Genomic DNA, 19,620 nt, shown 5'->3' with positions numbered 1-19,620 from the left:
GTTTTGGCGGAAGGTTTATAACCATTTCCGTGAATTGAAAGCTATTGAGAATTTAAAAGGGCTTTCTCAATTAAAACAATTAATTTGGAGGTTTTTTATTCATGGCAGAACGTATGGTAGGAAAACAAGCACCACGCTTTGAAATGGAAGCAGTACTTGCGAACAAAGAATTCGGTAAAGTAAGCCTTGAAGAAAATATGAAAAACGACAAATGGACGGTTCTTTTCTTCTATCCAATGGATTTTACTTTTGTATGCCCAACAGAAATTACGGCTCTTTCTGACCGCTACGATGAATTCGAAGATCTTGATGCTGAAGTGATTGGTGTCTCTACTGATACAATCCATACTCATCTGGCATGGATCAAAACAGACCGCAAAGATAACGGCCTTGGTGATCTAAAATACCCTCTTGCAGCAGATACGAATCACATTGTTTCCCGTGATTATGGTGTTCTCATTGAAGAGGAGGGTGTTGCACTTCGCGGCTTATTCATTATCAATCCGGAAGGCGAGCTCCAATATCAGGTGGTAAACCATAATAATATCGGCCGCGATGTAGATGAGACGCTTCGCGTGCTTCAAGCTCTTCAAACGGGCGGACTTTGCCCTGCGAACTGGAAACCGGGCCAAACAACTCTTTAATACTGATTTTTTCAGCAGGGCCTAACATTGTGTTAGGTCCTGATGCGTCTATACAAAGAAAAGGAGAGGTAGATTCATGAAATTAAGAGACCAGATGCCTGAGCTTAACGGTGCAACAGAATGGCTGAATGGAGAAGTATCAAAAAGTGATTTAACTGGTGAAAAACCGACGTTAATTCATTTTTGGTCTATCAGCTGCCATCTTTGTAAAGAAGCGATGCCGAGCGTAAATAAATTCCGTGATGACTATAAAGATAAATTGAATGTCCTTGCTGTGCATATGCCTCGTTCAGAAGATGATTTGAATCTTGAACAAATCAAATCCATTGCGGCTGAACATGAAATTACACAGCCGATTTTCGTAGACAGTGAACATACGCTTACAGAAGCATTTGAAAATCAGTATGTTCCCGCTTATTATGTATTTGATAAAGAAGGCCAGCTCCGCCATTTCCAGGCGGGGGGCAGCGGTATGAAAATGCTTGAAAAACGTGTTAATCGCGTATTAGATGAAACGGCGAAAGCAGAATAAAGAATTACCGGCATAAGCCGGTTTTTTTGTCCGGTTCTTTGTGAGTAAAATCACAAAGAACCGTTTTTTGTTTAATAATGCAGCTGTTTTTGTTTAAGGTTTATCACACGGGTAACATATAAGTAGCTGAATCACAAAGGAGAGGTCGACTGAATGGAACTGGATGGTGTTATGCTGAGCAGGATGCTGACGACAATGACGTTAATGTTTCATGTTATTTTTGCCACAATCGGTGTTGGAGTGCCAGTGATGATTTCCTTTGCCGAATTTCTTGGGATTAAACGAAATGATCATCATTATCTGGTGCTTGCCAGACGCTGGACACGCGGTTATACCATCACAGTAGCAGTGGGTGTTGTGACCGGCACTATTATTGGACTTCAGCTTTCCCTTCTATGGCCAAGCTTCATGGAAGTTGGAGGCAAGGTTATTGCGCTGCCGCTGTTTATGGAGACATTCGCTTTTTTCTTCGAAGCAATTTTTTTGGGGATTTATTTGTACACATGGGATCGCTTTAAAAATAAGTGGACGCACTGGCTGCTGACACTGCCGATTTTGCTCGGTTCCACAGCATCAGCTTTTTTTATTACCACAGTAAATGCATTTATGAATACGCCGAGGGGGTTTGAGATCCAAAATGGCGAAACTATTAACGTCGATCCAGTCGCCGCTATGCTGAATCCTGCAATGCCTTCTAAAGTGTTTCATGTAGTGGCATCATCTTATATGACCTCAGCAGCAATACTGGCTGCAATTGCCGCTTTTGCAATATTAAAAGGACGCCGCGGGCATTATCAACAAAAAGCGCTTCGCTTAACGGCAGCCTGTACGTTTGTTTTTTCGCTTTTAACAGCTTTTGCAGGAGATGTTTCGGCAAAATTTTTAGCTGATGCCCAGCCTGAAAAACTAGCTGCTGCAGAATGGCATTTTGAAACAGAAAAAGGAGCGGATTTAGTTTACTTTGGAACAGTAAATGAAGATGGAGAAGTGGAAAATGCCCTGCGTTTTCCAAAGCTGCTCAGCTTTCTTGCAGGAGGCTCTTTTGACACAGAAGTAATTGGGTTAAACGATATACCAGAAGATGAACGGCCGCCGCTCTGGATTCATTATATGTTTGATACAATGGTCACCATTGGCATGTATGTGATGGCGGTTACGCTGCTTTTTGTTTTAATGGACCGGGCGAAAAGAAGGAATGCATTAAGTAAACCGCTTTTGCTTGGAATTCTTGCTGCTGGGCCGCTGTCGATGATTGCCATTGAAGCGGGATGGGTTCTTGCGGAAACCGGCCGCCAGCCATGGATTATGCGTGGTTACTTAAAAGTGGCGGAAGCGGCAACTACCAATGACAGCATCGCCATGGTCTTTATACTGTTTGCCCTGCTTTATCTTGTACTCGGTATAATGACAGCTGTGATTTTGATTAAAATGTTTAAAAACTCACCTGCAGAACTTGAAATTGAAAAACGGTATCCGAACCGGGAATAAGAAGGAGGAGGAACCATGAATTATGAACTGATCGGCATTACCGTTCTTTGGACTTTTCTGTATGGGTACATTATTGTCGCCTCAATTGATTTTGGAGCCGGTTTTTTTGCGTATTATGCAAAAATAAAGAAAAAGGACCATATTATCAATGACCTTATTTCCCGCTATTTATCACCGGTGTGGGAAATAACAAATGTTTTCTTTGTATTTTTCTTTGTTGGAATCGTCGGATTCTTCCCAGCTGCTGCGTACTACTATGGAACTGCCCTGCTTCTTCCTGGCAGTGTTGCTCTGATTTTAATCGGTGTGCGGGGCTCTTTTTACGCTTTTAATAACTATGGCTCACGCAACAGCACCTTTTATTTATTTTTGTACGGGGCGGCTGGCCTGTTAATACCCGCCTCTCTGTCGACAGTATTGACGATCTCAGAAGGAGGTTTTTTAAAAGAAATAGATGGGAACGTTATCTTTCTTGCAAAAGAGCTGTTAACGAGCCCTTATTCGTGGAGTGTCGTTTTTTTATCTATTGTTTCTGTCCTCTTTATTAGCGCTTCATTTTTAACATTTTATGCAGATCGCGCAGAAAACAATTGGGCGAGAAAAACATTGCGCCAGTTTGCCCTTTTTTGGAGTATGCCGACCATCGTGGCCAGTCTTCTGGCTTTTATATCACTGCAAATGCATAACCCGGAGCATTACAGTAAAGCCGTTACGGAGTACTGGTGGATGTTTGGACTGTCACTTCTTTGTTTTGGGGCTGCTTCCTGGTTTATTTATATCGGAAAAAGATATGGGGCGGCATTCATTATGGTAATGCTTCAATTTTTCTTTGCATTTTTCGGATACGGGGCATCGCATCTACCATATATCTTGTACCCGTATATTTCGTTTCGGGAAAATGTGACAAGTGATGCAATGGCAGCGGCCCTTGTTGTCGTTTTTATTCTCGGCCTGTGCCTGCTTATTCCATCGCTTGTTTTAGTTATGCGGCTGTTTTTATTTGATACAGATTATGTAAAAGGAAAAAAGAAATGAAAGCATTGTTGGCAGGTTCATGGTAAACTGTCAAAGCAGAACCATTTTTAGCATTAACAGCGGGGGAATGAATAATGAAAAAAGAATTTGTCGTTATCGGTCTTGGCCGTTTCGGCGGCAGTATCTGCCGGGAGCTGAGTGAACAGGGAATGGAAGTAATGGCAATTGATCTGGATGAAGACCGTGTTAATGAATTTGCTTCAATCGCTTCTCATGCTGTTGTGGCGGATACAACAGATGAATCAGTGTTAAAAAGCCTCGGCATCCGGAACTTCGATCACGTAATTGTGGCAATTGGTGATGATATTCAATCAAGCATTTTAACAACATTAATGTTAAAAGAAGTCGGCGTAAAAAAAGTAACCGCAAAAGCCCAGAATGATTACCATGAAAAAGTGCTGCTAAAAATCGGTGCCGACCAGGTTGTTCATCCTGAAAGAGACATGGGACGGCGCCTTGCCAATAATATTGTCTCAAACAACGTGCTCGATTACCTTGAACTTTCCGATGAGCATTCTATAATGGAAATCATTGCGAATGAAACATTGGCTGGAAATACACTCATTGATCTTGATATTCGGGCGCGCTATGGAATCAATATTGTAGCCATTAAACGCGGCAAAGAAATTATTGTTTCACCCCAGGCAGATGAGCCTATTCATTTAAATGATATTCTGATTATTATCGGTGCCGATAATGACATTGACCGCTTTGAGAAAAAAATGAATGATTAATCCCGATCTCCCGTTTTACTGCGGGGGTTTTTGGGATGCAGAAGAACGAAGCGGAGTACCTGCGCCTGCTCCTCATACGAAACGCAGCGTAATCTGCTTTTTCGTCCAGGGGCGCCATTGTCATGAAAATATAAATAGATGCTGCCGTTTTTGATTTTATATCCAACAAGAACAACCCAGTGGTAAGCATACATAGGCTTTAAGAGAAATCGAAACGAAAAATATTTATCGAACTTGGCTGCAACAGGATGTCCTTGTTTGAGCTCATTGGTCACTTCATCGATACGGTTTGAAGAAGAAACCACCCAGCTTTTCCCCAGTAACTTCCTTAGGCGGCGGATCATAACAAAGCGGGAGGAGCCAAGCCTTGTTGTCCAAAGCTGTTTATACAGCTGATTCGCCGAATAAGGTTTGTTCCAGTATTGTAAGATAACAGAGAATGTGACAGGTCCGCAGGCAGAAGAACGATATTTCTCTTTAATATTCACTCCATATTGCGATTGTCCTTTTACTTGAATCATACAAATGCCTCCATCGAAAGAAGAGCGCTCCTTGTCAGCAAGGAGCGCTCTTTTATTTTTATACTTCCATAATAATTGGCAAAATCATCGGACGGCGTTTTGTTCGTTCATACAAAAATGGAGACAGCGTATCCGTAATTTCATTTTTAATGTCGGACCACTGGGTCGAATTATTGTTTAATAGCTGTTTTACATGCCGGTTTAGCATAGATTGTGCTTCGTATATTAAATCTCCAGACTCACGCATATAAACAAACCCACGTGAAATAATGTCAGGGCCTGCTTCGATTTTATTTTTCTCTTTATTAATGCTGACTACAACAATAACAAGGCCTTCTTCTGACAAAATACGGCGGTCGCGCAGAACGATATTGCCAATATCGCCTATGCCGCTTCCATCAATATAAACTGAGCCTGATTGAATGCGTCCCGCAACATATGCTTCGTCTTTAGATAACGCCAATACATCTCCGTTATCCATAATAAAGCAATTTTCCGGCGGAACACCACAATCGATGGCATGCTGGCAGTGCGTCTTCTGCATGCGGTATTCACCGTGAATCGGCATAAAGAATTTGGGCTTGATTAATCGAAGCATAAGCTTTTGTTCTTCCTGGCTGCCATGGCCGGATGTATGGATATCATTTAACGGACCGTGAATAACATCCGCACCGGCACGGGACAGGGCATCAATGATCCGATTTACGCTTACTGTGTTTCCAGGAATAGGGGAAGATGAGAAAACAACTGTGTCGTTCGGCTGAATTTGAATCTGGCGATGAGATCCATTGGCGATTCGCGAAAGTGCAGCCATTGGCTCACCCTGACTGCCTGTACACAAAATAGTGACTTTATCCGCAGGCAGTTTATTTAACTGATGTGTATCAACAAAAGTGTCTTTTGGGCATCGGATATAACCGAGCTGCTGCCCGATATTGATCGCATTCTCCATACTCCGTCCGAATACACCAACTTTACGTCCATCTTCTACGGCCGCTTCCACAACCTGCTGCAGACGGTGAATATTGGAGGCAAACGTAGCAAAAATAATACGGCCCTTTACCTTGCGAAATACATTATGAATGCTTTCGCCGACTTTGCGTTCGGACATCGTGAAATTCGGGACCTCACTGTTTGTACTGTCTGACAGTAAACAAAGAACACCTTCTTTGCCGATTTCAGCCATTTTTGTTAAATTGGCAGGTTCACCGACTGGTGTAAAATCAAATTTAAAATCTCCTGTATGAACGATATTGCCCTGCGGAGTTTTCACAACAATTCCGTATGAATCAGGGATGCTGTGTGTAGTCCGAAAAAAAGAAACGGACGTTTTTCGGAACTTAATTACATCGTCCTCGTTGATTTCATGCAGGCGTGCACGCCGAAGAAGGCCATGTTCATCCAGCTTATTCCGCAAAAGGCCTAAAGCAAGTTTGCCGCCGTACACTGGAACGTTAACCACACGTAATAAATACGGGATGCCGCCAATGTGGTCTTCATGACCATGTGTAACAAAAAGGCCTTTGATTTTATCTGCATTTTTTTGAAGATAAGAATAATCAGGAATCACATAGTCAATTCCGAGAAGCTCGTCTTCCGGGAATTTAATTCCAGCATCAATTAAAATAATCTCGTCCTGAAACTGGACGGCATACGTATTCTTGCCGATTTCGCCCAAACCGCCGAGGGCGAAAACTGCTGTTTGATCATTTTTTACAAATTTCATATGTTACAGCTGCTCCAAATTAAAGTTCGGAGACTTTTTTTCATATTCAAGATGGTTATCATTTACTTTTTGAACAAACTCGATATTATAGGGGCGGCTTTTCAGTGCTTGGCGGACTTCACGTTCTGTTTCCGCTTCAACGTATAACGTTTTTGTTTTTTCACGAACTGGTACTTCTGAGCGGTCTTCCTGGTAGTACACTTTGTAAATCATTATTTTCTCTCCTTTTACCGATTTGATATATACAAACCGCAATAAAGCGGTTTTTCTCGATTTTTATTACAAGGACTTACAAAAGCAGCCTTGCGGTGGTTGATTTCATTATATAGAAAGAAAGGCGTTTTGACACGAAAGAACACCTTTTTTGTCTCCTGCATAAAGACAGCCCTTCATAATGGAAGGGCTTAACCATTCATAATTATGCGATTGATTTTCTTCTAAGCAGATCTTTCCACTGTTTAGCGAGCTTTTTTTTCAGCTTCTTCAACATCGTGGATCACTCCTTATTGCCATTTTATCACATGGATGCTTGAATGAAAAGGGAATGGGCAATTCTCTCGTGCCAGGCGGCAGGAATAACAGCGGGGCTTATCGTTCAATTGCTTGAGCATTTTCTTCTACATAAAATGGGTCTTTTTCATTTATATAATCATAAAACATGATGCCGTTTAAATGGTCAATTTCATGTTGAATACAAATAGCCGGAAGTCCTTTTAAGCGAAGCTTTACTTCATCCCCTTCTAAAGTTGTCGCTTTAACGGTCACTCTGGCATAGCGGTGGACATAGCCTGGAACATCACGGTCGACAGACAAGCAGCCTTCACCGCCTGTTAAAAAAGCTTTTTCAACAGAATGACTGATAATCTTCGGGTTGAAAAGCGCGTAGCTCACTTGATTTCCTTTTTCATCTTTTACGTGAACGGCAATCATGCGCTTAGAGACGCCGATTTGCGGAGCGGCAAGGCCTATGCCGGGACGCAGCCCGTATCTTTCTGCTTTCTCCGGATTCTGGCTGCTCTGTACATATTCCATTAATGAAGCTAGTGTTTCTTTATCTTCAATTGATGCCGGCAGAGAAACATCTTCGGCTTTTTGGCGAAGAACAGGGTTACCCTCCCGCACAATATCATTCATTTTAATCATGGACTTCACTTCCCTTTTTCACGTTTAGTGTATTTATCTTATCAAAAAGTGTGCAAAATGTTAATGAAGCAAAACTTTTGTTTTGTACCAGGTGAGAAGGGAATAAGGAAGATGGAGGAAAATGCGTAATGTATAACAGGTTAAAAAAGCGCTTTCTTTTTATAGTACAGTTTTATGATGATTATTGATACAGATAAGATTTTAATAAAGAAATAAACTGGAATTTAGAAAAAATCTTTTTGAATTGACGGATGAACCCGGTTATTATACACTATTAACCGTAGCTTTATATTGTATTAGTGGTTTTTAAAAATTAACTGGTACAGACAGCTGAAAAATAAAAAACAGCTATACGGCCAGATATAACCAATACGGAAAGGAAAGGTGACAACCATGAGTCCAAAGAAAACTCAGTTCGATCCGCAAAAAACGCTTGAATCGATTGAAACGCAATTTGAAATGGTTCAAGTTTTAAATGAAGAAGGAAAAATTGTAAATGAAGGTGCAGCACCAAAGCTTTCAGATGAAGAACTTCAGGAATTGATGACACGCATGGTTTACACTCGTGTGCTTGACCAGCGCTCCATTTCATTAAACCGCCAGGGGCGTCTTGGTTTCTACGCGCCAACTGCTGGACAGGAAGCCTCTCAAATTGCTTCGCAATACGCTCTTGAAAAAGAAGACTGGATTCTGCCAGGATACCGTGATGTTCCGCAAATCGTGTGGCATGGCCTTCCGCTATGGAAAGCATTCTTATTCTCACGCGGTCACTTTGTAGGCAACCAGGCACCAGAAGGCGTAAATGTTTTGTCTCCACAGATCATTATCGGCGCCCAATACGTTCAAAATGCCGGCGTAGCATTAGGGCTTAAAAAACGCGGCAAAAAAGCAGTAGCTGTTACATACACAGGCGACGGCGGCTCATCACAAGGTGATTTCTATGAAGGAATCAACTTTGCTGGTGCATTTAATGCGCCAGCGATCTTTATCGTTCAGAACAACCAATTCGCGATTTCAACTCCGCGTGAAAAACAAACGGCTGCCAAAACAATCGCTCAAAAAGGGATTGCAGCAGGTATTCCATCTGTTCTTGTTGATGGTATGGACCCACTTGCGGTATATGCAGCTGTTAAAGATGCGCGTGAGCGTGCAATCAACGGTGAAGGCCCAACATTGATCGAGACACTATGCTACCGTTACGGTCCGCATACAATGGCCGGAGATGACCCGACTCGCTACCGTACTTCTGACCTTGATACAGAGTGGGAGAAAAAAGATCCGCTTGTTCGTTTCCGTAAGTATTTGGAAGCAAAAGGTCTTTGGAATGAAGAAAAAGAAACAGAAGTAATTGAACGCGCAAAAGAAGAAATCAAAGACGCGATTAAAAAAGCGGACGAAACACCAAAACAAAAAGTAACAGACCTTATGAAAAATATGTATGAAGAAATGCCAGCAAACCTAAAAGAACAATATGAAATCTACACTGAAAAGGAGTCGAAGTAAGCCATGGCACAAATGACAATGATTCAAGCGATTACGGATGCCTTGCGCGTAGAGCTTAAAAATGACGAAAACGTCCTTGTCTTCGGTGAAGACGTCGGCGTTAACGGCGGCGTATTCCGTGCAACAGAAGGCCTTCAAAAAGAATTCGGGGAAGAGCGCGTTTTCGATACACCGCTTGCAGAATCCGGAATCGGCGGTTTAGCTGTCGGCCTTGCTTTGGAAGGATTCCGTCCAGTACCAGAACTTCAATTCTTCGGATTTGTTTACGAAGTAATGGATTCCATTAACGGGCAGCTTGCGCGCATGCGCTACCGTTCAGGCGGAACTTATTCTGCCCCTGTAACATTCCGTTCTCCATTTGGCGGCGGCGTTCACACACCTGAACTTCATGCAGACAGCCTGGAAGGGCTGGTAGCACAGCAGCCTGGCTTAAAAGTTGTTATTCCTTCCACTCCTTATGAAGCAAAAGGACTTTTGATTTCCGCTATTCGCGATAACGATCCGGTTATTTTCTTAGAGCATATGAAATTGTACCGTTCATTCCGTGAAGAGGTGCCTGAAGAAGAATACACAATTCCTCTTGGTAAAGCAGCTGTAAAGCGTGAAGGTACAGATCTTTCAATTATCACGTACGGCGCAATGGTTCATGAATCTCTTAAAGCAGCGGAAGCACTTGAAAAAGAAGGGCATTCAGTGGAAGTAATTGACCTTCGTACGATTCAGCCGCTTGATATCGAAACAATCATCGCTTCAGTAGAGAAAACAGGCCGCGCAATTGTCGTTCAAGAAGCGCAAAAACAAGGCGGTATTGCAGCGAACGTGGTCGCTGAAATTAACGACCGTGCAATCTTAAGCCTGGAAGCCCCTGTTCTCCGTGTAGCAGCACCGGACACTGTATTCCCGTTCTCCCAAGCGGAGGGTGTATGGCTTCCGAATTATAAAGATGTTATCGATACAGCGAAAAAAGTTCTTGAATTTTAATCATAATAATTGTTGAAAAGGAGGCGTGTTCTCCTTTTCAGTACTAACAAAACAGGAGGTTGAATGCATTGGCATTTGAATTTAAATTACCGGATATTGGTGAAGGTATTCACGAAGGTGAAATCGTCAAGTGGTTTGTTAAGCCAGGTGACAAAGTTGGAGAAGACGACGTACTTTGCGAAGTGCAAAATGATAAAGCGGTTGTTGAAATTCCATCACCTGTTGCGGGTACAGTAGAAGAAGTCCTTGTTGAAGAGGGCGCAACAGCAATTGTGGGCGATACATTAATCAAATTTGACGCTCCTGGATACGAAGATTTGAAATTCAAGGGCGACGATCATGACGGTGAAGGCGAAGCGAAAACAGAAGCGCAGGTTCAGTCTTCTTTAGAGGGCGGACAAAACATCGAAAAAGCTCCTGTTGAAGAAGCGCCGAAAGAATCTACAGGTCCTGTAAGTACTACTCCATCTCCATCGCAGGAAGAAGTGGATCCGAACCGTCGTATTATTGCTATGCCATCTGTACGCAAATATGCTCGTGAAAAAGGAGTAAATATTGTACAGGTTTCCGGCAGTGGCAAAAACGGACGTATTACCAAAGAAGATATTGATTCATTCCTAAGCGGCGGTGCGCAGGCAGCTGTTCAAAATACTGAAGCAGCGCCACAGCAGGAAGCGCCAGCAGCGAAGGAAGAAGCAAAACCGGCAGCAGCGGCAATTCCAGAAGGCGAATTCCCGGAAACACGCGAAAAAATGAGCGGTATCCGCAAAGCAATTGCAAAAGCAATGGTAAATTCAAAACATACAGCGCCACACGTTACTTTAATGGACGAAGTAGAAGTAACCGAGCTGTGGGCGCACCGCAAAAAATTCAAAGACATTGCAGCGGAAAGAGGCGTAAAACTAACATTCCTTCCGTATGTAGTAAAAGCTTTAACAAGTGCACTTCGGGAATTCCCTGCGCTTAACACATCAATTGATGATGCAACAAGCGAAATTGTTCACAAGCATTACTACAACATCGGTATCGCGGCTGACACTGAAAAAGGCCTGATGGTACCAGTTGTGAAAAACGCAGACCGCAAGTCAATGTTCGCGATCTCTAATGAAATCAATGAACTTGCTGTAAAAGCGCGTGACGGCAAATTGGCTCCTGCAGAAATGAAAGGCGCTTCCTGCACAATCACAAACATCGGGTCAGCTGGCGGCCAATGGTTTACACCGGTTATCAACCATCCTGAAGTTGCTATTTTAGGTATTGGGCGCATCGCTGAAAAAGCAATTGTAAAAAATGGTGAAATTGTAGCTGCACCTGTGTTAGCATTATCATTGAGCTTCGATCACCGTATGATTGATGGAGCGACAGCACAAAATGCGTTGAATCACATTAAGCGGTTGTTAAACAACCCAGAACTTTTACTAATGGAGGCGTAAGAGATGGTAGTAGGAGATTTCCCGATTGAAACAGACACTATAGTAATTGGTTCAGGACCTGGCGGCTACGTTGCGGCAATCCGTGCAGCACAGCTTGGACAAAAAGTGACCATCGTTGAAAAAGAAAACGTAGGAGGCGTCTGCTTAAATGTAGGCTGTATTCCTTCTAAAGCTCTTTTAACAGCGGCTCACCGCTTCGAGCAGGCACAGCATTCTGATGATATTGGTATTGTTGCCGAGAAAGTATCAGTCAACTTTGATAAAGTCCAGGAATGGAAAGCCGGCGTTGTGAAAAAGCTGACAGGCGGCGTTGAAGGCCTTCTTAAAGGAAATAAAGTAGAACTCGTGCGTGGGGAAGCATATTTCAATGATGCTAATACACTTCGTGTTATGGGTGAAGATTCTGCACAAACGTATACTTTTAAAAATGCGATTATTGCTACTGGATCACGTCCAATTGAAATCCCAAACTTTAAATTTTCAAACCGTGTAATTGATTCAACGGGCGCATTATCACTAAAAGAAATCCCGAAAAAAATGGTTGTTGTCGGCGGCGGCTACATTGGTTCCGAGCTTTCAACAGCATATGCGGATTTTGGAACAGAAGTAACGATTCTAGAAGGCGCTCCAGAGATTCTGGGCGGCTTTGAAAAGCAAATGTCTGCTCTCGTAAAACGCAGCATGAAGAAAAAGGGCATTGAAATTGTAACTAAAGCAATGGCCAAATCGGCTGAAGAAACAGCCAATGGCGTAAAAGTAACATACGAAGCAGGCGGAAAAGAAGAAACTATTGAAGCTGATTACGTATTGGTTACGGTAGGACGCCGTCCAAACACAGATGAAATCGGGCTTGAAGGTGTTGGCGTGAAAATGTCAGACCGCGGCTTGATTGAGATCGACAAGCAATGCCGTACAAGTGTAGAAAATATCTACGCAATTGGTGATATCGTTTCGGGACCACCATTAGCCCATAAAGCTTCTTATGAAGGTAAAATTGCTGCAGAAGCAATTGCAGGAGAGAAATCCGAAGTAGATTACCTTGCAATTCCGGCTGTTTGCTTCACAGAGCCTGAGCTTGCAACAGTTGGCTATAGCGAAGCGCAGGCAAAAGAAGAAAACATCGAAATCGTATCTGCGAAATTCCCATTTGCAGCAAATGGCCGTGCTCTTGCACTTAACAGCACAGACGGCTTTGTAAAAGTGGTATCACGTAAAGAAGACGGGCTTATTATCGGCGCGCAAATCGCTGGTTCCGGCGCTTCTGACATGGTCGCAGAACTTGGTCTTGCAATCGAAGCAGGCATGACGCTTGAGGACGTTGCTATGACTATCCACGCACACCCAACGCTTGCGGAAATGACAATGGAAGCGGCGGAAGTGGCACTTGGCACACCAATTCACATTGTAAAATAAAAGAACTAATTAAACAGAACCCCCGATTTCCTGATTATAGGAAACCGGGGGTTTTTTGTCCCGTTTTTAATTATGTTATACAATAAGTGCTTGCAATCATTAATGTGTTATATTATTATAAACTCAAGAAACATAAATCGCTTTCAAAAAACCAATCAGGAGGTTATGAAACATGGGAACAATTGTCTGCAAAGCTTGCCAATCAACAATCGAGCATTTTGAAGAAGAAAAGGTGACCGTTTTATACTCTCACTGCGGGTGCGATCAAGAAACAGAAATTGATGATTAACAATTATATAAAAAGACTGACGGCTTTGCCGTCAGTCTTTTTTTAAAAAGCTTTTATTGAGCAAAACGATTGAGGGCCCGCTTCATTTGTGTTTTTAAAAAATCGGTTTACGCTCTTTAATAACCCGTAATGTTTTGAGTGCTTCGTCCTCTGGCCCCTGCACGGGCAGGCCGGCCGCCACGTTTTCTTTTACATACCGAAGATTTTCTTCCGTAACGATTTCTCCAGGAATAAAAATTGGGATTCCGGGCGGGTAAACCATCATAAATTCCGCCATAATCCTGCCTGCAGATTCATCAAGTGGGACTGTCTCTGTCTCGGCGTAAAATGCTTCGCGAGGGGATAAAGCGAGCAGCGGAATATCCGGCAGCAAAACGTGGGCATATTTGGATTGGACAGTGCCATTAAAAGCGGCTGCCATTTCAGTAAGTGCTTGTATAAGCAGATCACAGTTTTCTTTTGTATCTCCTGGCGTAATAATACAAAGGATGTTATACAGGTCACTGAGTTCCACTTCAATATTATATTTCTCACGAAGCCATTTTTCAGCGTCATGTCCGGTAATGCCAAGGTTTTTTATAGAAACAATCAGTTTAGTCGGATCGTAATCGTAGGTTGCTTTTGATCCGAGAATTTCTTCACCTGCACAATACAGGTGATCAATTTTGTTGACTCGTCTGCGGGTATCCTGTGCAAGCTCAATCACTTTATCGATAATATCATGTCCGTTAATGGCAAGATGCCTCCGGGCAGTGTCAAGTGAAGCAAGCAGGATATATGATGTAGACGTGGTGGTCAGCATGCTTAAAATAGATTGCACACGGTTTACAGAAACAAGCCCATCTCGCACATTTAAAATCGAGCTCTGGGTCAAAGAACCGCCCAGCTTATGCACACTCGTTGCCGCCATATCTGCGCCTGCCTGCATAGCAGAGATTGGGAGGTCCTCGTGGAAGTGAATATGCACACCGTGTGCTTCATCAACCAGTACAGGAACATGAAAAGAATGGGCAATATCTACAATCTGCTTGAGGTCGCCTGCAATACCGAAATACGTCGGGTTAATCACAAGAAGGCCTTTAGCATCTGGATGCTCTGTTAAGGCCCTGGTTACCGACTCAGTTGTGATACCGTGCGAAATCCCCAGATCCTTATCGATTTCCGGATGGATAAAAATAGGGATGGCTCCAGAAAAAACGATAGCCGTCATAATTGATTTATGAACATTTCTCGGAACGATAATTTTTTCGCCGGGTCCGCAAACAGCCATAATCATTGTCATAATGGCACCGCTAGTTCCTTGAACAGAAAAAAACGTATGGTCAGCACCAAATGCTTCGGCCGCGAGCTGCTGGGCTTCCTTGATAATGCCATGCGGCTGATGCAGGTCATCAAGCGGCGCAATGTTAATTAAGTCAATGGATAATGCATTTTCTCCAATAAATTCTTTAAATACTGGATCCATTCCGCTGCCTTTTTTATGGCCTGGAATATGAAATTGAACCGGGTTTTTTTCTGCATGCCGGAGCAGCCCGTCAAATAATGGAGTTTCGTGTTGTGACAACGCCATTTCCACCTCTTTTCTAATCATTCGCTAAAGCAAAAGAATTATAGCATTTTGAACTTTTGTTGCATAGAAATTTTTCTTATTTAACAAGGAGTTGGAGAGGGAAGAATAGAATAGGTAAAGTGAGGTGAGAATAATGGAATATTCATACCCGTTTTCAACGGATTGGTCAACAGAAGAAGTGATTAGTGTAGTGGCTTTTTTTGAAGCCATTGAACAGGCATACGAAAAAGGCATTGTGAAAGAAGAATTGATGGAACGATACAAACGGTTCAAGGAGATTGTGCCGGGTAAAGCGGATGAAAAACGCATCTGTGATGAATTTGAAGAAGTAAGCGGCTATTCTTCATACCGTGCGATTCAAAAAATGAAACAATCACCTGACCAAACAAAAATACGTATGTAAAAGCAGGCCGCTCCCTTTATCAGGGACGGGCTGCTTCTTGTTTTAATGCCAGCTGATAAACCGGAAACAAGGTTTCAAACGTTTCTTTAACTAATTCATAAAAAGCATTACCGTCCTGTAAAACCGGATCATCGGCTTGGATGTGGCGGCCAATTAAAAATTCTGCTTTTTTTACGTCGCGGAACCGGGAAAGAGCTTGCTGGGCCTCCAGGCTGCCCCAGGATTCTGCTTCTTTTTTCAGGTGATCCAAAGACACGGCGTAATCGGACGGGATGGTATTGTTTAAAAAGTCTATGTGATCTAAAAATGTCTGGGCAATTTCTTTTTTTCCGGGAAGCTCATAAATAAACGCCGTCCAGATAAATACATGGTCATCAAACAAGCCGACTTGAAAGTGAGGATGCTGTTTATAACCCCGTTTATTATGGGCAATTGCCAGCCAGGTATCGTTTGGCGGGTTTACCTTCCTGCGAGCATGGCGGGCGATATGCAAGTACATTTCCTGGCCGAGCATAACAGACAGGTCATCAGCGAGAACTTCTCCCAGCAGCTTGAATTTCGGCTGAATACGTTCCTGTATAGCGGCCATCCGCTCTTCTAATCCCTGTATGTGAAATGCTTCAAAATCGTGTGCCGTAAAGCCATTAAAATTCATAATACCTTAATTCCTTTCTTGCGAATCATTTCTTTATTATAATAATTATTATCACATAAAGCACCTGGTGGCAATAACTTGATAACCCATTGTATTTCATGTAAGGTGAAAGAAAATGGCTTGAAGTGGAACGGGGGAAGTTATGTGGCAGATTGGACAAAGATCGATGAAACAGTAAAACGCTGGATTCAAGAGGCCGGGGCAAATATACGTGCTTCTTTTGCCGGTTCGCTTAGTATACAGGCAAAGTCAAATCCAAATGATTTAGTTACAAATGTGGATGAAGAAACAGAGCGTTTTTTTATTGAGCGGATCCGGACCGAATTTCCCGGCCACCGCATTCTGGGAGAAGAAGGACAGGGAGACGACATCAAGTCGCTTGATGGCGTAATATGGATTATTGACCCGATTGATGGAACAATGAATTTTGTTCACCAGCAGCGAAATTTTGCTCTTTCCATTGGGATATATGAAAATGGTATCGGCCAGCTCGGCTACATATATGATGTTGTCCATGACGAACTTTACCATGCTCAAAAGGGGCTCGGTGCCTGGATGAATGACACGCCGCTTAAGAAGCTTGATCCTGTACCTGTGGAAAAAGCGGTGATCGGTATAAGTGCAACATGGCTTGTGGATAATAGGCATTTTGATCAAAACAAGCTAGTCCAGCTTGCAAAAGATGTGCGTGGAACAAGGTCTTATGGCTCGGCTGCGCTGGAGCTTGCATACGTTGCTTCTGGGCGCCTTAGTGCTTACATTACAATGCGGAATGCTCCATGGGATTTTGCAGGCGGAAAAATGATTGTAGAAGAGGCAGGAGGAATTGTCAGTACCCTGAGCGGCGGAGAAATAAATATGCTTACAGTCAATCCGGTTTTTGCATCTGCTCCAGGTCTTCATGATGACATCTTAAAAAAATATTTAAATTAAAAAAAGGAACGGCGCTTAGCGGAAGCCGTTCCTTTTTATGCAGCAAGAACTATATATGCTTAGCAATTATCGATTTGCAGCCGCGGGCCGGTAAACAAGGTTTTTATAACTTTCCGGCACGTCGCATTTTTGCTTTGTATGAAAAGCCAAATCCCATAACGGCCAGCAGCAAAATGATTGACGCTGCAATGCCTAGAAAGCTTTGTTCTCCAATAGCGATGCCAGTGCCGATCATGCAGGCGGCAGCTAAAACAGCAAATCCTAAAAATGGCCATTGAATAGCAGGCAAAGTTCATTCCCCCTTTTTCTTCTATTGTAGTATATTGTCGGCTTTTTTTGCAATGCGGCTTTTTCCAAATAGGCATCATGTAAAGTGTGTGATATAATAATTCAGTTAATGGAAACTGTACAAAAGAAAGTTTCTAGAAAAGGCAGGAGGAAACAGTTTGAAAACAAGAAATGACTTACGGAACATCGCGATTATCGCCCACGTTGACCATGGGAAAACGACGCTCGTCGACCAGCTTTTAAAGCAATCAGGAATTTTTCGCTCAAACGAGCATGTAGAAGAGCGCGCGATGGATTCAAATGATCTTGAACGTGAACGCGGTATTACAATTCTCGCTAAAAATACTGCGATTCAATATAAAGATACAAAAATCAACATTTTGGACACCCCTGGGCATGCGGATTTTGGCGGTGAGGTAGAGCGGATCATGAAAATGGTGGACGGCGTTCTTCTTGTTGTTGATGCCTATGAAGGATGCATGCCACAAACACGCTTTGTTTTGAAAAAAGCGCTGGAGCAAAACCTTCGTCCAATTGTAGTTGTAAACAAAATTGACCGTGATTTTGCCCGTCCGGCTGAAGTAGTAGATGAAGTGCTTGAATTATTTATCGAACTTGATGCTAACGATGAGCAGCTTGAATTCCCGGTTATTTATGCTTCGGGCATTAATGGAACAGCAAGCACAGATCCGGACCAGCAGGATGAAAATATGGAATCGTTGTACGAAGCTATTATCGAGCATATCCCGGCACCGGTGGATAACAGTGATGAGCCGCTTCAGTTCCAGGTTTCACTTCTGGACTATAATGATTATTTAGGACGTATTGGGATTGGCCGTGTATTCCGTGGAGAAATGTCAGTCGGCCAGCCAGTTGCGCTGATGAAGCTTGACGGAAAAGTAAAACAGTTCCGTGTAACAAAAATGTTTGGTTTCCTTGGATTAAAACGCGTGGAAATTGAGACAGCAAAAGCCGGCGATCTTGTAGCGGTTTCCGGTATGGAAGATATCAACGTCGGCGAAACTGTCACACCAATGGAGCATCAGGAAGCACTGCCCGTTCTTCGAATTGATGAGCCGACTCTTCAAATGAACTTTTTAGTTAATAACAGCCCATTTGCAGGCCGTGAAGGAAAATTCGTTACATCAAGAAAAATTGAAGAGCGTCTTCATGCCCAATTGGAAACAGATGTAAGCCTTCGTGTCGAAAATACAGATTCGCCTGATGAGTGGATTGTATCCGGACGCGGTGAACTTCACTTATCCATTTTAATTGAAAATCTGCGCCGTGAAGGATTTGAACTTCAAGTTTCGAAGCCTCAAGTTATTGTAAGGGAAATTGACGGGGTTAAATGTGAGCCGGTTGAGCGTGTTCAAATTGATGTGCCGGAAGAATACACCGGGTCAATCATTGAATCAATGGGTGAGCGGAAAGGCGAAATGCTCGACATGGTTAATAATGGAAACGGACAAGTCCGGTTAATTTTCATGGTGCCAGCACGCGGCTTAATTGGCTATACAACCGAATTTTTAACGATGACTCGCGGATACGGAATTATTAACCATACTTTTGACAGCTATCAGCCAATGCAAAAAGGACGCATCGGCGGCCGCCGCCAGGGAGTACTTGTTTCCCAGGAAACTGGAAAAGCCACTACTTATGGAATTATGGGGGTTGAAGACCGCGGTACCATTTTCGTCGAAGCAGGAACGGAAATTTATGCAGGAATGATTGTCGGCGAGCATACACGTGATAATGACCTTACTGTAAACATTGCGAAAACAAAGCAGGCAACGAATGTCCGTTCAGCGACAAAAGACCAAACGGCTACCATGAAAAAGCCGCGTATTATGTCGCTGGAAGAAGCGCTTGAGTACTTAAATGATGATGAATACTGCGAGCTCACACCGCAGTCAATTCGCCTGCGTAAAAAAATTCTTGATAAAAATGAACGTGAAAAAGCCGCGAAAAAGAACAAAAAAGACCAGTAATAAAGGGGGATGGATATGGAAGGAATTGAACATGTCGGACCAATTCTGCGCGCGCTTATTCAACAATTTGGCGTTGGAACCGCGGTGCAAATGTATTGGGCGATATTGATTGTGCTTTCCATTCTTGTCTATAATCTTGGATTTGCGAAAAAGTTAAAATTATGGCAAAACATAATTGTTTATTTTTCGCTTGCTATTGGCTCATTGTTACTGTTGGTTTTATCGTACCAGCTTCCGGTTGTGGAAAGCCTCATGGTAGCTGCGCTTGTGCTGGGTACGTATAAATTCAGGCTGAAAAAGCACCAAAAAGAAGAGAAAATGTCATCATAGTGAAAGCG

Annotated in this window: 21 protein-coding genes; 14 read left to right on the top strand and 7 right to left on the bottom strand. The window is 42.9% G+C overall.

Annotated elements, in window-relative coordinates; all coding sequences use genetic code 11:
• Positions 1 to 101: 101 nt before the first annotated feature.
• The 5 genes from ahpA (at position 102) to VP98_RS09740 (ending at position 4,433) form a co-directional block, all read left to right on the top strand.
• Entirely contained in the window at positions 102 to 644 is a 543-nt protein-coding gene (gene ahpA / locus VP98_RS09760; RefSeq protein WP_046175188.1) for a biofilm-specific peroxidase AhpA, read from the top strand.
• 76 nt (positions 645 to 720) lie between these two features.
• Positions 721 to 1,176: a TlpA family protein disulfide reductase gene (locus VP98_RS09755; RefSeq protein WP_046175187.1), complete on the top strand. Its 456-nt coding sequence runs from the start codon at positions 721 to 723 to the stop codon at positions 1,174 to 1,176.
• A gap of 153 nt (positions 1,177 to 1,329) precedes the next feature.
• The gene (locus VP98_RS09750; protein WP_046175186.1) at positions 1,330 to 2,664 is read left to right on the top strand and encodes a cytochrome ubiquinol oxidase subunit I; all 1,335 of its coding nucleotides are present in this window, start codon (positions 1,330 to 1,332) and stop codon (positions 2,662 to 2,664) included.
• 15 nt (positions 2,665 to 2,679) lie between these two features.
• A complete protein-coding gene (locus tag VP98_RS09745; protein ID WP_046175185.1) occupies positions 2,680 to 3,699 on the top strand; it encodes a cytochrome d ubiquinol oxidase subunit II in 1,020 nt (339 codons plus the stop codon).
• A 74-nt stretch (positions 3,700 to 3,773) separates the two neighbouring features.
• A complete protein-coding gene (locus VP98_RS09740; protein ID WP_046175184.1) occupies positions 3,774 to 4,433 on the top strand; it encodes a potassium channel family protein in 660 nt (219 codons plus the stop codon).
• Here the strand turns inward: VP98_RS09740 and VP98_RS09735 are convergent.
• The 4 genes from VP98_RS09735 to def all read right to left on the bottom strand — a co-directional run bounded on the left by VP98_RS09735 (position 4,430) and on the right by def (position 7,823).
• Positions 4,430 to 4,954, bottom strand: coding sequence for a C39 family peptidase (locus VP98_RS09735; protein ID WP_046175183.1), 525 nt, complete (start codon positions 4,952 to 4,954; stop codon positions 4,430 to 4,432). The genes VP98_RS09740 and VP98_RS09735 overlap by 4 nt on opposite strands.
• A 58-nt stretch (positions 4,955 to 5,012) precedes the next feature.
• Entirely contained in the window at positions 5,013 to 6,680 is a 1,668-nt protein-coding gene (rnjA, locus tag VP98_RS09730) for a ribonuclease J1 (RefSeq protein ID WP_046175182.1), read from the bottom strand.
• A gap of 3 nt (positions 6,681 to 6,683) precedes the next feature.
• Positions 6,684 to 6,893, bottom strand: a complete 210-nt coding sequence (locus VP98_RS09725; protein ID WP_046175181.1) for a DNA-dependent RNA polymerase subunit epsilon — start codon at positions 6,891 to 6,893, stop codon at positions 6,684 to 6,686.
• A gap of 375 nt (positions 6,894 to 7,268) precedes the next feature.
• Positions 7,269 to 7,823: a peptide deformylase gene (def, locus tag VP98_RS09720; RefSeq protein ID WP_046175180.1), complete on the bottom strand. Its 555-nt coding sequence runs from the start codon at positions 7,821 to 7,823 to the stop codon at positions 7,269 to 7,271.
• A 393-nt stretch (positions 7,824 to 8,216) separates the two neighbouring features.
• On the opposite strand from def, the gene pdhA reads away from it, so the two are divergent.
• The 5 genes from pdhA (at position 8,217) to VP98_RS09695 (ending at position 13,442) form a co-directional block, all read left to right on the top strand.
• A complete protein-coding gene (pdhA, locus tag VP98_RS09715; RefSeq protein WP_046175179.1) occupies positions 8,217 to 9,326 on the top strand; it encodes a pyruvate dehydrogenase (acetyl-transferring) E1 component subunit alpha in 1,110 nt (369 codons plus the stop codon).
• Between the two features lie 3 nt (positions 9,327 to 9,329).
• Positions 9,330 to 10,307: an alpha-ketoacid dehydrogenase subunit beta gene (locus VP98_RS09710; protein ID WP_046175178.1), complete on the top strand. Its 978-nt coding sequence runs from the start codon at positions 9,330 to 9,332 to the stop codon at positions 10,305 to 10,307.
• 68 nt (positions 10,308 to 10,375) lie between these two features.
• A complete protein-coding gene (locus VP98_RS09705; protein ID WP_046175177.1) occupies positions 10,376 to 11,740 on the top strand; it encodes a dihydrolipoamide acetyltransferase family protein in 1,365 nt (454 codons plus the stop codon).
• 3 nt (positions 11,741 to 11,743) lie between these two features.
• Complete coding sequence (gene lpdA / locus VP98_RS09700; RefSeq protein WP_046175176.1) at positions 11,744 to 13,153, top strand: dihydrolipoyl dehydrogenase; 1,410 nt, start codon at positions 11,744 to 11,746, stop codon at positions 13,151 to 13,153.
• A gap of 172 nt (positions 13,154 to 13,325) precedes the next feature.
• Positions 13,326 to 13,442, top strand: coding sequence for a GapA-binding peptide SR1P (locus VP98_RS09695; protein WP_046175175.1), 117 nt, complete (start codon positions 13,326 to 13,328; stop codon positions 13,440 to 13,442).
• A 94-nt stretch (positions 13,443 to 13,536) separates the two neighbouring features.
• Here the strand turns inward: VP98_RS09695 and VP98_RS09690 are convergent, their stop codons facing one another.
• Positions 13,537 to 15,006 carry an aminotransferase class I/II-fold pyridoxal phosphate-dependent enzyme gene (locus VP98_RS09690; RefSeq protein ID WP_046175478.1) on the bottom strand — a complete coding sequence of 490 codons (1,470 nt, stop codon included), beginning with the start codon at positions 15,004 to 15,006 and terminating at the stop codon, positions 13,537 to 13,539.
• A gap of 139 nt (positions 15,007 to 15,145) precedes the next feature.
• On the opposite strand from VP98_RS09690, the gene VP98_RS09685 reads away from it, so the two are divergent.
• Positions 15,146 to 15,415 carry a UPF0223 family protein gene (locus VP98_RS09685; RefSeq protein ID WP_046175174.1) on the top strand — a complete coding sequence of 90 codons (270 nt, stop codon included), beginning with the start codon at positions 15,146 to 15,148 and terminating at the stop codon, positions 15,413 to 15,415.
• 19 nt (positions 15,416 to 15,434) lie between these two features.
• Here the strand turns inward: VP98_RS09685 and VP98_RS09680 are convergent, their stop codons facing one another.
• Positions 15,435 to 16,070: a YktB family protein gene (locus tag VP98_RS09680; protein WP_046175173.1), complete on the bottom strand. Its 636-nt coding sequence runs from the start codon at positions 16,068 to 16,070 to the stop codon at positions 15,435 to 15,437.
• Between the two features lie 144 nt (positions 16,071 to 16,214).
• On the opposite strand from VP98_RS09680, the gene VP98_RS09675 reads away from it, so the two are divergent.
• Positions 16,215 to 17,003 (top strand): inositol monophosphatase family protein, encoded by a 789-nt coding sequence (locus VP98_RS09675; RefSeq protein ID WP_046175172.1) that lies wholly within the window; start codon positions 16,215 to 16,217, stop codon positions 17,001 to 17,003.
• A 103-nt stretch (positions 17,004 to 17,106) separates the two neighbouring features.
• Here the strand turns inward: VP98_RS09675 and VP98_RS09670 are convergent, their stop codons facing one another.
• On the bottom strand, positions 17,107 to 17,292 hold the full coding sequence (locus VP98_RS09670; protein ID WP_046175171.1) for a YlaF family protein: 186 nt from the start codon (positions 17,290 to 17,292) through the stop codon (positions 17,107 to 17,109).
• A 157-nt stretch (positions 17,293 to 17,449) separates the two neighbouring features.
• Between VP98_RS09670 and typA the strand changes: the two genes are divergently transcribed.
• Both typA and VP98_RS09660 read left to right on the top strand, forming a co-directional pair.
• Positions 17,450 to 19,282: a translational GTPase TypA gene (gene typA, locus VP98_RS09665; protein WP_046175170.1), complete on the top strand. Its 1,833-nt coding sequence runs from the start codon at positions 17,450 to 17,452 to the stop codon at positions 19,280 to 19,282.
• Positions 19,283 to 19,297: 15 nt separating this feature from the next.
• Positions 19,298 to 19,612 carry a YlaH-like family protein gene (locus VP98_RS09660; protein WP_046175169.1) on the top strand — a complete coding sequence of 105 codons (315 nt, stop codon included), beginning with the start codon at positions 19,298 to 19,300 and terminating at the stop codon, positions 19,610 to 19,612.
• Positions 19,613 to 19,620 lie beyond the last annotated feature (8 nt).

This window comes from Domibacillus indicus (assembly GCF_000970685.1).
Taxonomy (GTDB): Bacteria; Bacillota; Bacilli; order Bacillales; family Domibacillaceae; genus Domibacillus; species Domibacillus indicus.
This window is presented reverse-complemented; position numbering and strand designations above follow the sequence as displayed.

Excerpts from the sequence above, each read along its gene's own strand:
- VP98_RS09740 (WP_046175184.1), top strand. The coding sequence starts at position 3,774 with ATGAAAAAAGAATTTGTCGTTATCGGTCTTGGCCGTTTCGGCGGCAGT.
- VP98_RS09695 (WP_046175175.1), top strand. The coding sequence starts at position 13,326 with ATGGGAACAATTGTCTGCAAAGCTTGCCAATCAACAATCGAGCATTTT.
- VP98_RS09660 (WP_046175169.1), top strand. The coding sequence starts at position 19,298 with ATGGAAGGAATTGAACATGTCGGACCAATTCTGCGCGCGCTTATTCAA.
- VP98_RS09680 (WP_046175173.1), bottom strand. The coding sequence starts at position 16,070 with ATGAATTTTAATGGCTTTACGGCACACGATTTTGAAGCATTTCACATA.
- lpdA (WP_046175176.1), top strand. The coding sequence starts at position 11,744 with ATGGTAGTAGGAGATTTCCCGATTGAAACAGACACTATAGTAATTGGT.
- pdhA (WP_046175179.1), top strand. The coding sequence starts at position 8,217 with ATGAGTCCAAAGAAAACTCAGTTCGATCCGCAAAAAACGCTTGAATCG.
- VP98_RS09750 (WP_046175186.1), top strand. The coding sequence starts at position 1,330 with ATGGAACTGGATGGTGTTATGCTGAGCAGGATGCTGACGACAATGACG.
- VP98_RS09735 (WP_046175183.1), bottom strand. The coding sequence starts at position 4,954 with ATGATTCAAGTAAAAGGACAATCGCAATATGGAGTGAATATTAAAGAG.
- VP98_RS09745 (WP_046175185.1), top strand. The coding sequence starts at position 2,680 with ATGAATTATGAACTGATCGGCATTACCGTTCTTTGGACTTTTCTGTAT.
- VP98_RS09755 (WP_046175187.1), top strand. The coding sequence starts at position 721 with ATGAAATTAAGAGACCAGATGCCTGAGCTTAACGGTGCAACAGAATGG.
- VP98_RS09710 (WP_046175178.1), top strand. The coding sequence starts at position 9,330 with ATGGCACAAATGACAATGATTCAAGCGATTACGGATGCCTTGCGCGTA.
- ahpA (WP_046175188.1), top strand. The coding sequence starts at position 102 with ATGGCAGAACGTATGGTAGGAAAACAAGCACCACGCTTTGAAATGGAA.
- VP98_RS09685 (WP_046175174.1), top strand. The coding sequence starts at position 15,146 with ATGGAATATTCATACCCGTTTTCAACGGATTGGTCAACAGAAGAAGTG.
- def (WP_046175180.1), bottom strand. The coding sequence starts at position 7,823 with ATGATTAAAATGAATGATATTGTGCGGGAGGGTAACCCTGTTCTTCGC.
- VP98_RS09725 (WP_046175181.1), bottom strand. The coding sequence starts at position 6,893 with ATGATTTACAAAGTGTACTACCAGGAAGACCGCTCAGAAGTACCAGTT.
- rnjA (WP_046175182.1), bottom strand. The coding sequence starts at position 6,680 with ATGAAATTTGTAAAAAATGATCAAACAGCAGTTTTCGCCCTCGGCGGT.